General features: G+C 59.8%; 14 protein-coding genes. 2 read left to right on the forward strand and 12 right to left on the reverse strand.

The window, feature by feature from the left end:
- Positions 1-54 precede the first annotated feature (54 nt).
- The 4 genes from HMPREF2710_RS07235 to HMPREF2710_RS07250 all read right to left on the reverse strand — a co-directional run bounded on the left by HMPREF2710_RS07235 (position 55) and on the right by HMPREF2710_RS07250 (position 4,602).
- The gene (locus HMPREF2710_RS07235) at positions 55-354 is read right to left on the reverse strand and encodes a DUF3039 domain-containing protein (RefSeq protein ID WP_005506434.1); all 300 of its coding nucleotides are present in this window, start codon (positions 352-354) and stop codon (positions 55-57) included.
- A gap of 281 nt (positions 355-635) precedes the next feature.
- Positions 636-2,312, reverse strand: coding sequence for a transporter (locus tag HMPREF2710_RS07240; protein ID WP_070600362.1), 1,677 nt, complete (start codon positions 2,310-2,312; stop codon positions 636-638).
- Positions 2,288-3,304 carry an ABC transporter ATP-binding protein gene (locus tag HMPREF2710_RS07245; RefSeq protein WP_070600364.1) on the reverse strand — a complete coding sequence of 339 codons (1,017 nt, stop codon included), beginning with the start codon at positions 3,302-3,304 and terminating at the stop codon, positions 2,288-2,290. The genes HMPREF2710_RS07240 and HMPREF2710_RS07245 overlap by 25 nt, the downstream gene beginning before the upstream one ends.
- 299 nt (positions 3,305-3,603) lie before the next feature.
- Positions 3,604-4,602 carry a co-chaperone YbbN gene (locus tag HMPREF2710_RS07250; protein ID WP_070600366.1) on the reverse strand — a complete coding sequence of 333 codons (999 nt, stop codon included), beginning with the start codon at positions 4,600-4,602 and terminating at the stop codon, positions 3,604-3,606.
- A gap of 294 nt (positions 4,603-4,896) precedes the next feature.
- Here HMPREF2710_RS07250 and HMPREF2710_RS07255 point away from each other — a divergent pair, with 294 nt between their 5' ends.
- A complete protein-coding gene (locus HMPREF2710_RS07255; protein ID WP_049347476.1) occupies positions 4,897-6,183 on the forward strand; it encodes an AI-2E family transporter in 1,287 nt (428 codons plus the stop codon).
- A gap of 181 nt (positions 6,184-6,364) precedes the next feature.
- Here the strand turns inward: HMPREF2710_RS07255 and HMPREF2710_RS07260 are convergent, their stop codons facing one another.
- Complete coding sequence (locus HMPREF2710_RS07260; protein WP_070543285.1) at positions 6,365-7,183, reverse strand: alpha/beta hydrolase; 819 nt, start codon at positions 7,181-7,183, stop codon at positions 6,365-6,367.
- 84 nt (positions 7,184-7,267) lie between these two features.
- Positions 7,268-7,594 carry an ATP/GTP-binding protein gene (locus HMPREF2710_RS09295; protein ID WP_080562540.1) on the reverse strand — a complete coding sequence of 109 codons (327 nt, stop codon included), beginning with the start codon at positions 7,592-7,594 and terminating at the stop codon, positions 7,268-7,270.
- A gap of 227 nt (positions 7,595-7,821) precedes the next feature.
- Here HMPREF2710_RS09295 and nucS point away from each other — a divergent pair, with 227 nt between their 5' ends.
- Positions 7,822-8,535, forward strand: coding sequence for an endonuclease NucS (gene nucS, locus HMPREF2710_RS07265; RefSeq protein WP_005506450.1), 714 nt, complete (start codon positions 7,822-7,824; stop codon positions 8,533-8,535).
- Between the two features lie 279 nt (positions 8,536-8,814).
- Here the strand turns inward: nucS and HMPREF2710_RS07270 are convergent, their stop codons facing one another.
- The 6 genes from HMPREF2710_RS07270 to HMPREF2710_RS07295 form a co-directional block, all read right to left on the reverse strand.
- On the reverse strand, positions 8,815-9,072 hold the full coding sequence (locus HMPREF2710_RS07270; protein WP_049363883.1) for a F0F1 ATP synthase subunit delta/epsilon: 258 nt from the start codon (positions 9,070-9,072) through the stop codon (positions 8,815-8,817).
- Positions 9,073-9,074: 2 nt separating this feature from the next.
- The gene (gene atpD / locus HMPREF2710_RS07275; RefSeq protein ID WP_005507810.1) at positions 9,075-10,538 is read right to left on the reverse strand and encodes a F0F1 ATP synthase subunit beta; all 1,464 of its coding nucleotides are present in this window, start codon (positions 10,536-10,538) and stop codon (positions 9,075-9,077) included.
- Positions 10,539-10,594: 56 nt separating this feature from the next.
- Positions 10,595-11,536 (reverse strand): F0F1 ATP synthase subunit gamma, encoded by a 942-nt coding sequence (locus HMPREF2710_RS07280; protein ID WP_049363885.1) that lies wholly within the window; start codon positions 11,534-11,536, stop codon positions 10,595-10,597.
- 75 nt (positions 11,537-11,611) lie between these two features.
- Complete coding sequence (gene atpA / locus HMPREF2710_RS07285) at positions 11,612-13,237, reverse strand: F0F1 ATP synthase subunit alpha (RefSeq protein ID WP_049340655.1); 1,626 nt, start codon at positions 13,235-13,237, stop codon at positions 11,612-11,614.
- Positions 13,238-13,424: 187 nt separating this feature from the next.
- Positions 13,425-14,237, reverse strand: coding sequence for a F0F1 ATP synthase subunit delta (locus HMPREF2710_RS07290; protein WP_049340656.1), 813 nt, complete (start codon positions 14,235-14,237; stop codon positions 13,425-13,427).
- On the reverse strand, positions 14,237-14,794 hold the full coding sequence (locus HMPREF2710_RS07295) for a F0F1 ATP synthase subunit B (protein ID WP_049326923.1): 558 nt from the start codon (positions 14,792-14,794) through the stop codon (positions 14,237-14,239). Before HMPREF2710_RS07295 ends, HMPREF2710_RS07290 begins: the two co-directional genes overlap by 1 nt.
- Between the last annotated feature and the right edge of the window lie 3 nt (positions 14,795-14,797).

Raw genomic sequence — 14,797 nt, forward strand, 5'->3', positions numbered from 1 at the left:
GCCCAGGTTGTATCGCCCCGGTTGTGTTGTCTGAAGCGTGTCGTCTGGCGCGTATTATTCGCCGGAGCCGTTGTCGCCGTCGTTGCCGGGTGCGAGGCCTTCGTAGATTTCCTTGCACTGGGGGCAGACGGGGAACTTCTGCGGGTCACGGCCGGGTACCCACATTTTGCCGCAGAGGGCGCGTACGGGTTCACCGGTCAGCGCCGATTCGAGGATCTTTTCCTTGCGTACGTAGTGGGAGAAGCGCTCGTGGTCGCCGGGCTCAGAAAGCTGGGTTTCTTCGCGTTCGAGCAGGGCGGTGCCGCCTGCGGTTCCGGGGCCAAAGGGGTCTTCGATGCCTTCGATCGAGCTCATGTTTCTCCTTGATGATGAGGTGGGATACATAGGGTGAGGGGTGCCGCTGCACGGTTGGGTGATCAGCACTTTCTCTATTTTAGTAGCAGTTGGGAGGTGCTGAGCCCCCGGGTGGTCAATATGGAGGCAGGCCACAGCTCAACCATAGACTCTTAGGTATTGCGGTGAGCTTCTTTCCGCTAGAAGTTCGGGCGGCACAGAAAAGGGGTTCCGTGCCAGGCTTAGTACCTAACACGGAACCCCTCTCGTTTATTCCTGATGTGCTGGAGCTTCGACTCTTGTTAGTTCGCCTGGAAGCGTGCCACACGCTCCAGCATCTTGGAGCTGACCTTGTCGTAGCGGTGACCGCCCCATGCCACGCCGCCCACGAGCAGTGCGGCACCAATCAGCAGCTGAATCAAGCCACCGTAGACGAGGGTTAGTAGATCTTGGGTCACGAAAATGTACACAACAACCGAGATACCGCCGGGTAGCGCGCTGAGCATCACCAGAATTACGGTGAGCATGAGCAGCAACTGATTAGCGAAGCCCTCATTGTTCTTCGGGTTCTTGAACGGGTTAGCACCCGGAGGCGCCACGGGCGGGCTAATGAAGGTGTCCATCACGCTGCCCATACCAGCCGCTGCGGCGAGCACGCCCAGCTGGTGCATCAGCACGATGGGGAAAAGCTCCAGGTGTCCATTTGCCGCTGAGGCGACGAACACCATCACCACCACGATCGGAACCATCAGGATGCTGTAACCCCAGAGACGGCCGAGACGATCGTCAATACCGCGTAGCGGGGAGAGCACGTGCAGGCTGAATGCGGTGTTGTCGTAGGAGACGAGGTAGCACATGTAGTAGCCGGTGAAGACGGTGCAGAAGTACATCCAGAATCCGAAGAGCTGCATCACGCCGCTATTGATGATCTGGTTAGCTTCAGCCGCGTTGACGCCGTTAAAACTGGCCCGACTTTCGAAGGAGCCTACAGAGCTCAGGAACAGGGGCATAGCCACCGTCAGTATCAGGTAAAGCATGGCGGTGCTTGCGGTCAGCAGCTGCAGACGGTTGTCTTTCAGAAATGAGTGCAGGGTTCGTGCCGCCACGGCACCACGCGGGGTTGCGGGGAACCGTGCCAACAGACCCAAATCACCCGCGGCGACTTCAGCTGCGCTCGCGTGGTGCGCGCTACCGCCCACATTCGCCATGGAGCGTGCCAGGTTCTTACCCCACAGCCACCATCCGCCAGCCAGGTAGACGAGGGTCAGAGCCAGGCAACCAAGGGCGGTGCCCATATTGCCGGTCGCCATAAAGTAGGGCACCGCAAATGCCGACCCGAAGGGCGTCACGCTGAGCCACGGCAGGTAGGGCAGCACCTCTTCCCAGTGCTTGGTCAGGTAGGTTATCGTTCCACCGAAGATAAAGCCGGCGCTCATCATCAGTAGCATGGCAACGATCATCAGGGTGTTGGCGATGCGCGGGTTATCATTCAGCGCCATGCCCAGGCGGTTGGCGAGACGAGCCCACACCATGAGGTTCGCAAGGCCGAGCACGCAGCAGATGAGGTACACGACCAGCGCGAGCGGTTGCGATATAAACGCGATCGCACCCAGCAGCACGGCAATGATGCTGGCAATGCCGGGGATACCCACGAACCCGCCGAGGAACTGGCCCTTCTGCAGGGTGGAGGGCTTGATGGGGAAGAGCACGAATCGGCTCTCGTCCAGGGTGCCGTCCAGTCCGCTAAAGAAAATGGGGACAATAGCCCAGGCGAGCGCAATAACCGCGCCTACCAGGAGGGTTCCGAGCTGACCGTATTCGGGTACCTCCGAGTTAGCGATAAAGTATGCGGAGCCGAGGCCGAAGAGCATACCGCCCGCGTAGAGCGCCGCAAAAATCAGGCCGATGAGCGCCCAGATGCTACGGCGGAAGGCGGCGAGCACATACTGCCACTTTAGTGAGACGAGGTGCCCAACCATGACAATCCTTCCGAGGAGGTGCGGCCGCCGACCAGCTGCACGAATCGTTCTTCAAGGCTCATGCCGGCGCGTACTTCGTCGACGGTTCCGGCGGCGAGAATACGGCCGGAGTCCATGACGGCTACGTGGTCGCACAGGCGCTGGACAAGGTCCATCACGTGCGAGGAGATGACGACGGTACCGCCGGAAGCAACGAAGCCACGCAGAATGTCCTGAATATTAGCGGCAGAAACCGGGTCGACCGCCTCGAAGGGCTCATCCAGAATCAGCACGGAGGGCGCGTGGACAAGGGCGGCGGCGAGCGCAATCTTCTTGGTCATACCGGCGGAGTAATCGGCAACGGCACGACCCGCAGCGTCGGTCAGGTCCATTGCGGCGAGCAGGTCCTTGACGCGGGAGGCGACGGTTTCCTTATCGATGCCGTGTAGGTAGCCGGAGTAGGTGATGAGCTGCTCGCCGGTGAGCTTGTCGAAGAGATGCACGCCGTCGGGCAGCACACCCAGGTGCGCTTTGGCCTTGAGCGGGTCGGCCCACATGTCGATGCCGCGCACGTAGGCGGTGCCTTCATTGGGCTTGAGCATGCCGGTGACCATGGAGATGGTGGTGGTTTTACCGGCGCCGTTGCGGCCGACCAGTCCGTAGAAGGATCCGGAGGGGATGTCGAGGTTGATGCGGTCGACGGCGACCTTCTGACCGAATGCCTTGGTGAGGCCGCGGATTTCGATGGCGGGGCGAGCGCCAGCTGCAGGTATAGTCTGCGGGGTGACGGGTAGCTGCGGTGCTACCGATGCGGGAACTACAGCTTCCGGCGCTACAGGCTCGAGGTTTGTAGCTTCCGGCGCTGCAAATTCGGGGACTATAGCTTGAGGTACTGCCGCGGCGGGGGTTGCCTCTACTGTGGTCTCTAGTACCGGGTTGGTCTCTTGTACCGGGTTCTGCGGTGAACCTGGTTCTTGCGGGTTCGGGTCCTGGGGAAAGTGACTAGTGTTCATATTTTTACCCTACCACCCCCCCATGAGGTCTAGCAGGTTTGGTGATGAAACCTGCATTATTAAGTACTCACAACGCATATTATGGACATTCCGGAGTGCTATAGATACCATCCAGCCGCGCTATCAGACAGGTTGAGTCGATAAGCTCTCCCCACCCTCAAAACCGCCGAAAACCGCAAATGCAGAACGGGCTACCGCCTACCCTACAGCCCGAGTGCAGGGGTAGACGATAGCCCGTCCGTATTCAACGTTTCAGCCGGTTAGACCGGCTCAAGAGGTTTCCGGGGTGACAGCCGTTTTTAGAACAGCGCCATGGTAAGTGCCGCACGCGCCTTGACGGTGCGCGGGTCAGATGCACCCACCACGTCGAAAAGCTGCACGAGGCGCTCGCGCACACGCGCCTTATCGTCGGGACCTACCGCGCTGAACAGGCGCAGCAGACGGTTGTACGCGTCCTCCACGTGGCCACCGACCAAGTCCAGGTCGGCTACGTTGAACGCCGCCTCAATGTTCATGGGGTCTGCCGCGGCCGCCGCACGTTCGGTTGCCATGTCCAGGTCCTTCACGCGGGCGAGCAGTTCAACCTGTTCCAGGCCGAGCTTCGCTTCCTTATCGCCGGGGTTCTCGGTGATTGCCTTGCGGTATGCGGCGCGGGCACCCTCCAGGTCGCCGCGGTCGAGGGCGGCGACGGCTTCTGCGTGCAGGGGCGGCAGGGGCTTTTCATCGTCGGGAACGACCGGGTCGAAGCCGCCGGGCAGCTGGTACTGTGCCGCGAGCTGCAGAACCTGGGAGAGTACATCGCCGAGGTCTTCTGCGCTGACCGGGCCGGTGTAAATCGGTGCCGGGCGGCCCGCCAGAACGGCAACGCCCGCGGGCACGCCGCTCACGCCGAATACCTGGGCAGCTTCGGGGAGCTTGGTAACGTCCACGGCGGCGCAAATCATGGTGCCTGCGGCGGAGTCGACGAGCTTCTGCACGCCTTCGAGCATCTGCAGGGAGGAGGGCGAGTGCGGCGCGTAGAGCGCAAAAATTACGGCACCCTGGCTGGAGAGCTGAACGAACTTCTGGAACTCTTCGGGGGTGTTGACCTCGTAGCGCCAGGTGGGAGCGGAGGGGGTCTGCTCGCCGCCCTGTTCGCCAGCAGACTGTGCCGCGTTGGGGTTTAGTTCCATGGCGTTGCGTACGGAGGCGGGAATCTCCTGCGCTGCCCCGTTCTGCGCTGCACCACCCTGCGCGACATGACCCTGTGCCGCGTTCTGGGATGCGCCGCGGTCTGCCGGATCAAAAATAATGCTCATCCTGGGCTCCTTTACGTTCTGTACCTATTGTTGCGTGCGGGCTAAATCCTTCACGCGTTCCTTCCTCTATTATCCCCACAACGCACCGTTGCGAGCGCCCGTTCTCTGTCGCCTACGCTCTGAGCTCATGCCGGGGATAGCGTTTGGGCTATTGCCCGATCCGTCCCGCAAATATCTCTCCCACATGCACTCCCCTGTCCTTGGGATTCACCGTGGACGCCGTAACAAAGTAAACCAGCCGGTAGAATGGCACAGTAGAGAAAAAATACCCGGAATGATTCGGAAAGGAAGAGCATGAGCGAGAAGAAAGCCTCAGAAGCTCCCGCAGAGACGACATCGTCCCCCGAGACGCGCAAGAAGGAATCCCTCACCGATCAGCTAACGGAGACCTTCAGCGAGCTGACCGAAAGCATTAGCCAGGTGCGTTCCAACCGCCGCCGCGCTTCTATGCCTCCTACGGATACCATTCCGGTGGTTCCCGCCGCTTCTGAGGATGCGCCTCCCGCACCGAAGGTGGTCGGCAACGGCAAGACCTCGATGATGCATAACCCGGTCGCTTTTGGTTTCCTCATGACCGTGGGCGTGGGTCTGGCGCTCTTCGCCTACTACATTTTCAATAATGTGGGTGCCCTGGTGGGTTGGGTGACCGGTGCTATTTTCATTGCTCTGGGTCTGGACCCGATTGTGCGCCGCCTGGAGTCTTGGGGCATTAAGCGCGGTATCGGCGTGATTGCTGTGCTTGCTGGTTTTGCTGGCGCTGTGACCGGTCTGGTGATGACGATTGGCCCGGTCATTAGCGAGCAGGCGTCTAAGTTTGTGCAGTACGCGCCGGGTATTTATCAGAACACGATTGATTCTGATTGGTACCACGAGCTTGATCAGCGTTTTAGCATCAGCACCTGGGTGAATGAGAACGTCCCTAAGTTCTTGGAGTCGACGTTCTCCTCTTCGCAGGTCAATAGCTTCATGTCGAGCCTGGTTTCTGCGGGTTCTACCCTGGCGCAGAGCGTGACCGGCGTGATTATTGTGCTGTTCCTGTCCCTGTACTTCCTCACGTCGATGGACACGATTAAGGCGTGGGGTGTGCGTTTGGCGCCGGCGTCTAAGCGTGTGCGTGTCAAGTACATTACCGACAAGATTACTGAGTCGGTGGGTAACTACGTGATGGGCCAGGCGATGGTAGCCATTCTGAACGCCCTCTTCGCATTCTTCATAATGTTGTTCTTGGGCTTTAGCTTCCCGCAGTTGATGGCTTTGGTCGTTATGATTCTGGCGTTCATTCCGCTGGTTGGTGGCGTGATTGCGCTGATTTTGACCTCGCTGATTCTGCTGACTCAGGGTTGGAGTCTGGCGCTGTGGTTTGCGGTGGCGTACTTCCTGTACTTGCAGGTGGAGGCGTACCTGATTTCTCCGCGTATTATGGCTCGCGCTGTGTCGGTCCCTGCCGGTGTTGCGATTATTTCGGTGGCTGCCGGTGGCGCGCTATGGGGCGTGCTGGGCGCGCTGATTGCTATTCCGGTGGCGGCTTCCATGCTGATTCTGGTGCGTGAGGTGTTCATTCCTCGCCAGGACCAACTATAGTCACCGCCCAGTTGTAGTCGCCTCCCAGCTGTAGAGTCCCCTCTAGGTTCTCTACGCGCTCACGGCTCTTCCACCGAGCAGGCGTTTAAGACATAAGGCGGCGGCTTTGGATGTTCTATCCAAAGCCGCCGCCTTGATATTTTTATGCAGTGTTTTTACGCTGTGTTTTTATGCCAAACCTTTAGAGCTCAGTAATTTCTTCTGCCACCGGGCCGTTGTACTCGGTGGGCAGTTCAGTGGGCACACCGGTTACGATGCTGACAATAGTGTTCAGGACCTGCTGCACGGACTTCTCGCCCACCCACAGGTGCTTGCAACCCTCGAAGGGAATTACCCGAGTACGCGGTACAGCCGCGAAACGCTCACGCGCTGCCGGAGGCTGCAGGTAGTCGTCATGCTCGGGCACCAGCGCGTACAGCGGGTTCGAGATCTTGTTCCACTCGTCCAGCTCAGCCGGGTGCACGCGGTGCAACGGCGGGGAGAGCAGAATGGCGCCGGTGAACTCGTTCGCGTATTCGGGCGCGTACTTGAGCACCAGCTCGGTGCCGAAGGACCAGCCGACCAGCCAGGGGTTCGGCAGGGCACGCTCGCGTACAAACTTCAGGATTGCGTCAAAGTCCTTCTTCTCGGCAAAGCCGCCGTCAAAGACACCTTCGCTGGTGCCGCGAATCGAGGAGGTGCCGCGAGTGTTGAAACGCAGCACCGCGATGTTCGACAGCGCCGGCAGGCGGAAGGAAGCCTTCTTGTACACGTGCGAGTCCATGTAGCCGCCGTGGGTGGGCAGCGGGTGGAAGGTCACCAGGGTTGCCTTGATTTCGCCTTCGGGCAGGGCGAGTTCACCGACGAGGCGCTTACCGTCCGCGGTGATGACGGTGAAGTTCTCGCGGCGTGCAGGAAGCACAGTACGTGCCTTAATGGGGGTGGGCTCAGCAGCGGTGCTGAAGACGTAGCGGGCGGGATCGAATTCCTGCTCGCGAGTGATATCGGCGGTGTTGCTCATTGCGTTCCTTCAAGAATTGGATTCGAGAATGTGGTTTTGGTCAAGAATGTAGTCTTAGGCTGCACCTCAAGTGCAGTGTTCAGCCTATTTGCGGCGGGTGCGCCAGCAATGCTGATGCCAGTGCCTGCGCTCGTCAATGGCGCGGCTACGGCCCATCGTGTGGCTTTCTTGCCACACCACCAGGTGCGCTGTTCTGGGCGGAATCGGGCGGTAGCATTCGGGGCAGGTGTAGGTTTTTTGGGCGTTGACGGCGGGAATGTATTGCACCAGCCAGTCACCGTATCGGTCACGTTCCAATCGGGGCGCAGGGTCGAGGATCCTGCTGATATCACGCCCTGCGGGTGCTTGACGGTGCCACTTATCGCTGGTGGTGCCGGATGCTCGCCTGCCGGGATGATTCTTACGTGCCATGAGCCCTATTCTACCGCGCCGCTCAGCTATCTCTACCTATCGGTCCTGCCGCTGTTCGCTCTACGCTCTTCCACATACTGGCGTGGTACTCATGTTGAGGCGGTACTCCCCCGCTCTGTGCCGTACTTCCCTGCTGTGCCCCGTCCGCGACCTGTACCAAGCTCAGGTTCCCTATCTCATACCCTCACCTGCTAGAGCCAAACACTCGTACCTGCTAGAGTGGACGGATGCGTATTGTCATTGCTGAATGCTCCGTAGATTATGAGGGCCGCCTCCGCGCCCACCTGCCCCGCGCTACCCGCCTGCTGATGGTCAAGAATGACGGCTCCGTCCTCATTCACTCCGACGGCGGTTCCTACAAGCCTCTGAACTGGATGAGCCCTCCCTGCTCCCTGCTGGTGGCTGAGCGTGAGGACGTTCCGCAGAGCATCCGTGAGGACCTGGAGTCCGATGTTCAGCAGCTGTGGACCGTTCAGGCAGCTAAGAGCGATGATCGCCTCATGATTCGTATCTACAAGATTGAGCACGAGCACGCCACCGACCTGGGTGTTGACCCCGGCCTCATTAAGGACGGTGTGGAAGCTGACCTGCAGCGCCTGCTGGCCGAGCAGATCCACACTCTGGGTGAGGGCTATTCGCTGGTGCGCCGCGAGTACCCGACCGCTATCGGTCCGGTAGACATCATGGCGAAGGATGCGCACGGCGTCTCCGTGGCGGTCGAGCTCAAGCGTGTGGGCGATATTGACGGTGTGGAGCAGCTGACCCGTTACCTGGAGCTGCTCAACCGTGACCCGCTGCTGGCACCGGTGCGCGGCGTGTTTGCGGCGCAGACGATTAAGCCGCAGGCTCGTACCCTGGCTGAGGACCGCGGTATCCGCTGCGTGAGCCTGGACTACGACGCGATGCGCGGCGTGGACGATTCGGCTGACCGCCTGTTCTAGCTGACCGGCCTGTTCTAAACGGCTCTAGCTAAGCGGCTACACATAGCTTGAGGGGCGCCTCCCGATACATGGGAGGCGCCCCTTTTCTGTGCACATCATCTTTCTACACACGTAGTCGTTCTGCGCGTGCTCTTTCTATGCACGCTGTCGTTCTGCACGCGCGCTCTTTCTGCGCACACGCTCTACCCCAGATACACCAATCGCCGGTGCCCGCCCCTTTCGGGGAGGAACACCGGCGAGGTGTACACAGTGGTCAATTCCCCTTACGGGGAACTGGCTTTAGATCTCTGCGTGCTTTGCAACGATGGTCACGTGATCGTTCGAGACGGTCAAGAAACCTGCGTTGAGGATGGTCTTAATGGGCTCACCATCAACGGGTTCAATGAGCAGCTCGCCGTCCTGTGCCAGCAGCGTGCAGGTGGGGATCATACCCGGCAGGATGCCGAGGTCACCGCTGACGGAGCGTGCACGAACGTACTCCGCTTCGCCAGTCCACACGACGCGTTCGCGGGAAACAACTTCAACTTTCAGAGCCATGATTACTTAGCTCCAGTCTGTGCCTTGATTTCCTCGTAGCGGCGCATAACGTCGTCCATACCACCAATGTTGTAGAACGCCTGCTCGGGGATGTGGTCGACATCGCCGTTGCAGATCATCTGGAAGGACTCGATGGTGTCCTTCAGCGGAACGGTCGAACCCTCGACACCGGTGAACTGCTTTGCAGTGTAGGTGTTCTGGGAGAGGAACTGCTCGATACGACGTGCACGTGCCACGACGATCTTCTGCTCCTCGGAGAGCTCGTCCACACCCAGAATCGCGATGATGTCCTGCAGTTCCTTGTTTTCCTGCAGAATAGCCTTCACGCGAATTGCGGTGTCGTAGTGCTCCTGACCGATGTACTGTGCGTCCAGAATTCGGGAGGTGGAGGACAGCGGGTCAATTGCCGGGTACAGACCGCGCGATGCGATTTCACGAGAGAGCTCGGTGGTCGCATCCAGGTGCGCGAAGGTGGTTGCCGGCGCCGGGTCGGTGTAGTCATCCGCAGGCACGTAAATTGCCTGCATGGAGGTGATGGAGTGACCACGGGTGGAGGTAATACGCTCCTGCAGCAGACCCATTTCGTCCGCCAGGTTCGGCTGGTAACCCACTGCGGAGGGCATGCGGCCCAGCAGGGTGGAAACCTCAGAACCTGCCTGAGTGAAACGGAAGATGTTGTCGATGAACAGCAGCACGTCCTGGTTCTGAACATCGCGGAAGTACTCCGCCATGGTCAGACCGGTCAGTGCCACGCGCAGACGGGTTCCCGGGGGCTCATCCATCTGGCCGAACACAAGAGCGGTGTCCTTCAGAACGCCTGCTTCTTCCATTTCGACCCACAGGTCGTTACCCTCACGGGTACGCTCGCCAACACCGGTGAACACGGAGGTACCACCGAAGTTACGAGCCACACGGGTAATCATTTCCTGGATCAGCACGGTCTTACCCACGCCTGCACCACCGAACAGACCGATCTTACCGCCCTTGATGTAGGGGGTCAGAAGGTCGATGGACTTAATACCGGTCTCCAGCATTTCGGTGGAGCCTTCCAGCTCTGCGAAGCCGGGAGCGGCACGGTGAATCGGCCAGTAGGTGTCAGCCTTAATCTCGGAGTTCGGCACGTCGAGTGCGTCACCAAGAACGTTGAAAATGTGGCCCTTCACGCCGTCACCAACGGGGACGGAGATCGGTGCGCCGGTGTCGACTACAGCCTGACCGCGGACCAGGCCGTCAGTCTGCTGCAGGGAGATAGCGCGAACGATCGAGTCGCCCAGGTGCTGTGCGGTCTCGAAGGTGATGGTGCGGGTGCGACCGTCGAGGGTCAGCTCGGTGGTCAGAGCGTTGTAAATCTCGGGGACCTGACCGGCGGGGAACTCGACGTCGACCACGGGGCCGATGACGCGGGCAATACGACCCGTTGCGCCCTGAGTCGGTGCGGAGACCGATTCGTTGTAGGTGGCAGTCATATTTCTCACTTACTTAGAAAGTTTGGACAGTTGATGGCTTCGTTGGCGTACAAGTACTAGGAGCCGAGGGCGTCTGCGCCGCCCACGATTTCGGAGAGCTCCTGAGTAATTTCCGCCTGACGTGCGTTGTTCATCAAACGGGTGTACTTGGTAATCAGCGTCTCAGCGTTGTCACCTGCGGTCTTCATCGCGCGCTGGCGGGATGCCAGCTCACTTGCTGCTGCCTGCAGGAGGCAGGAGAAGATACGCGATGCAATGTAGCGCGGCAACAGCGCGTTGAGCACTTCCTCGGCGGAGGGCTCGAACTCGAAGGATGCCGCCTGCTCGTACTCAGCCTTGGTCAGTTCCTGGTCGGGAACGATTTCCTCGCCCATAGCCTTTGCGTCACCCACGTGGATGGGCAGCAGGCGCAGGATCTTGGGTTCCTGAACAACCATCGACTTGAACTCGGTGTATACGATGTGCAGTTCGTCCACGCCGCCCTCTTCGAAGGGCAGGTCGTAGGCTTCGAGCAGCGCGTCACGAATTTCGACGGCAGTTTCAACACGAGGTGCATCGGTGTGCCCCTCCCACGCACGGGCGTAGGGGCGCTCACGGAACTCGAAGTAAGCCTTTGCCTTACGGCCAACCAGGTACAGCTGTACCTCCTGGCCGTTAGAGCGCAGCCTCTCAATCAGAGATTCGGTACGACGCAGGATAGCGGAGGAGTACGAACCTGCCAGACCGCGGTCACTGGTAACAACCAGGATTGCGGAGCGACGGTGTTCGTAGGTTCCGAGCTCGTGCGGCTTGTGAATCAGCGGGTGCTTAATACCGTGCTGAGTTGCAACCGCAGTCACCACGCGGGTCAGAGCGTTCGCGTAAGGGCCGGCTGCCTGAGCAGCGTTACGAGCCTTGTTAATGCGGGAGGTCGCGATCATCTCCATCGCCTTGAAGATCTTCTTCATAGACGACGTCGAAGCAATCTTCTGTCGGTAAACCCTAATCTGGGCTCCCATAGAGCTTCCTTTCTCCTTGCTTTCTGCCCCGCCCCAGCCTCATAGCTGAGGCGGGGAGAAGGCGAGGACTAATCGCTAACCGATGGTTTCCTGAGTGATGTCGCTATCGCGAGCTGCCTTGTGCTCCTCGTGACCTGCGTCGACGAGGTGGCTGCTGCCCTCAGACTTGAAACCCTGCTTGAAGTCAGTAACTGCGGACTTCAGAGCTGCAACGGTGTCATCCTCAAGCTTGCCGGAGGAAGCGATATCGGTCAGTACCGAGGTCTTGTGACGCAGGTACTCGATGAAGCCTTCCTCGAAGCGCAGCACGTCGGAAACCTCAATGTCGTCGAGGTGACCGGAGGTACCAGCCCAAATGGAGACAACCTGCTCTTCAACTGCGTACGGGGTGTACTGCGGCTGACGCAGCAGCTCGGTCAGGCGAGAACCGCGGGTCAGCTGTGCCTTGGTAGCGTCGTCCAGGTCGGATGCGAACATTGCGAACGCTTCCATTGCACGGTACTGTGCCAGCTCCAGCTTCAGGGTACCGGAGACCTTCTTCATAGCCTTGGTCTGTGCGGCACCACCAACACGGGAGACGGAGATACCGACGTCGACTGCCGGACGCTGGTTAGCGTTGAACAGGTCGGACTGCAGGAAGATCTGGCCGTCAGTAATGGAGATGACGTTGGTCGGAATGAAGGCGGAAACGTCGTTTGCCTTGGTCTCAATGATCGGGAAGCCGGTCATCGAGCCTGCGCCCAGGTCGTCAGAGAGCTTAGCGCAACGCTCCAGCAGGCGGGAGTGCAGGTAGAAGACGTCACCGGGGTATGCTTCACGTCCCGGCGGGCGGCGCAGCAGCAGGGACACAGCGCGGTATGCTTCTGCCTGCTTCGACAGGTCGTCGAAGATGATGAGGACGTGCTTGCCACCGTACATCCAGTGCTGGCCGATAGCCGAACCGGTGTAGGGTGCCAGGTACTTGAAGCCTGCTGCGTCGGATGCGGGAGATGCCACGATGGTGGTGTACTCCAGCGCGCCGCGAGTCTCAAGGGTGTGGCGGACAGCTGCAATGGTGGATGCCTTCTGGCCAACAGCCACGTAGATGCATCGAACCTGCTTGTTGGGGTCACCCGAAGCCCAGTTGTCCTTCTGGTTCAGAATGGTGTCGATCGCAATAGCGGTCTTACCGGTCTGGCGGTCACCAATGATCAGCTGACGCTGACCGCGACCAATCGGAATCATCGAGTCGATTGCCTTCAGACCGGTCTGCAGCGGCTCGTGAACCGACTTACGCTGGGTCACGCCGGGAGCCTGCAGCTCCAGTGCGCGGCGACCTTCAGCCTCAATGGGGCCCAGGTCATCGATCGGGTTACCCAGGGGGTCAACAACGCGACCGAGGTACGCGTCGCCAACGGGCACCGAGAGGACCTCACCGGTGCGGTGTACGACCTGGCCCTCTTCAATACCGGTGAAGTCACCCAGGACGATCACACCAATATTGCGGGTATCCAGGTTCTGTGCGAGGCCGAGGGTGCCGTCTTCGAAACGAAGCAGCTCATTCGCCATAACCGAGGGAAGGCCCTCGACACGAGCGATACCGTCGGAGGCCGATACAACTCGACCCACCTCAACACGTTCTGCATTGCCGGGTTCGTAAGACGCTGCAAACTCGTTCAGCGCATTACGGACATCTTCGGCATTGATGGTCAGTTCGGCCATCTTGTGTCCCTGCTCTCTCATTGTGGTTGCGTTCCGTCAACGGAACCAACCGAAACTTGCAATTCGGGTTGAACGGGCGGGCAATGCCGCCGCTTCTGCGAAGGAGGCATCTGCCACGCACCCGCTACCCGAGGTATCTTCTAAATCACCGTTGCGACGAACGGTTCAGCGTCGCTAGCTTGAGCCGCTAGCCGATGGAACGAGCCAGGTCGGACATGCGGGTCTCGACGGTACCGTCGATCACCTCGTCGCCCACCTGAACACGCAGACCGCCCAGAACGGCGGGGTCCACCGAAACGTCGAGCTTCAGCTCACGGCCGTACACGGCGTTGAGCGCGCGACCGAGACGTTCAAGCTGTGCCTGCGACAGCGCAATCGCGCTAGTTACTCGCGCAATGTAACGGTTCTGTCGCGTGACGATGATTTCTGCGAACTCATCGGCTACCCGTGCAGCGTGACGGCCGCGGGGGTTGGAGCCAACTCGTTCGAGCAGAAGCACACCTTCGGCGGTGGTGGCGGGGCCACCGAGCGCCACGGCGAGCTTCTTCTTTGCTTCTTTGCTTGCCTGATGGTCGGACAGCGCTTCCTGCGCCTGAGCGTTGGAATCAACGGTACGCACAAAGGTGAGTAGTTCGTTGAGTACCTCGTCCAGGGCGTCCACGCCACCGCGAGACTGAGCCGATGCGGTCACGGCGAGCACTGCTGCACGCTCCAGGGCATTCGCCAGATCAGCATCATCGGACCAGCGCTGAGCCACCGCACTGGTGAGCACAGCCATAGCCTGAGAAGAGATCTTGCCGCCGAAGACGGTGTTAGCGATACCCTGACGTGCTGCTGCATCACGCGAAGAATCGGTGACAGCACGGCGCAGGGTGCCGTTGTGGTCGAGAACATCAACCACAGCGAAAAGCTCGCTCGCCAGGTTCAGGGGCTGCAGGGAAGCGTGAGCTTCCAGCACCTCTTCCACCTTGCTCAGTGATTCAGTAGATACTCCTGCCATTACCGAGCCGCACCTGCGTTCTGCTTCTCGGTTTCAAGGTCAGCAAGAAAACGATCTACCACACGGGCCGATCGCTCATCATCGTTGAGGGCTTCGCCCACAATCTTGCCGGCAAGGGTCGTAGCAAGAGTGCCAACCTCGGAACGGAGGGACACTGCTGCTGCCGCACGCTCTGCCTCGATAGCCTTTGCTGCATTATCGCTAATGCGCTGAGCCTCAGCGGTTGCACGCTCGCGAGCATCGGCAATGATTGCCTCGCCCTCTGCGCGTGCCTCTTCACGAATCTTCTGAGCCTCCAGTCGAGCGCTTTCGAGCTGCTGGGTGTACTCATCGCGAGCCGCTGCAGCCTCTGCCTGTGCCTTCTCGGCCTTGGCAAGGCCACCTTCGATTGCTTCCTTACGGTCCTGGTAGATCTTCTCGAACGCCGGGACAACGTACTTAGCAACGATGTAGTAGAGGATCAGGAATCCGATGAGGGTAATGACAATTTCCCCGACGTCGGGAATCAGGGGGTTCGAAGTTGCCTCCGCTCCCCCTTCGCTTGCCAGATAAATCATGGA

This window comes from Rothia sp. HMSC069D01, from assembly GCF_001810135.1.
Taxonomy (GTDB): domain Bacteria; phylum Actinomycetota; class Actinomycetes; order Actinomycetales; family Micrococcaceae; genus Rothia.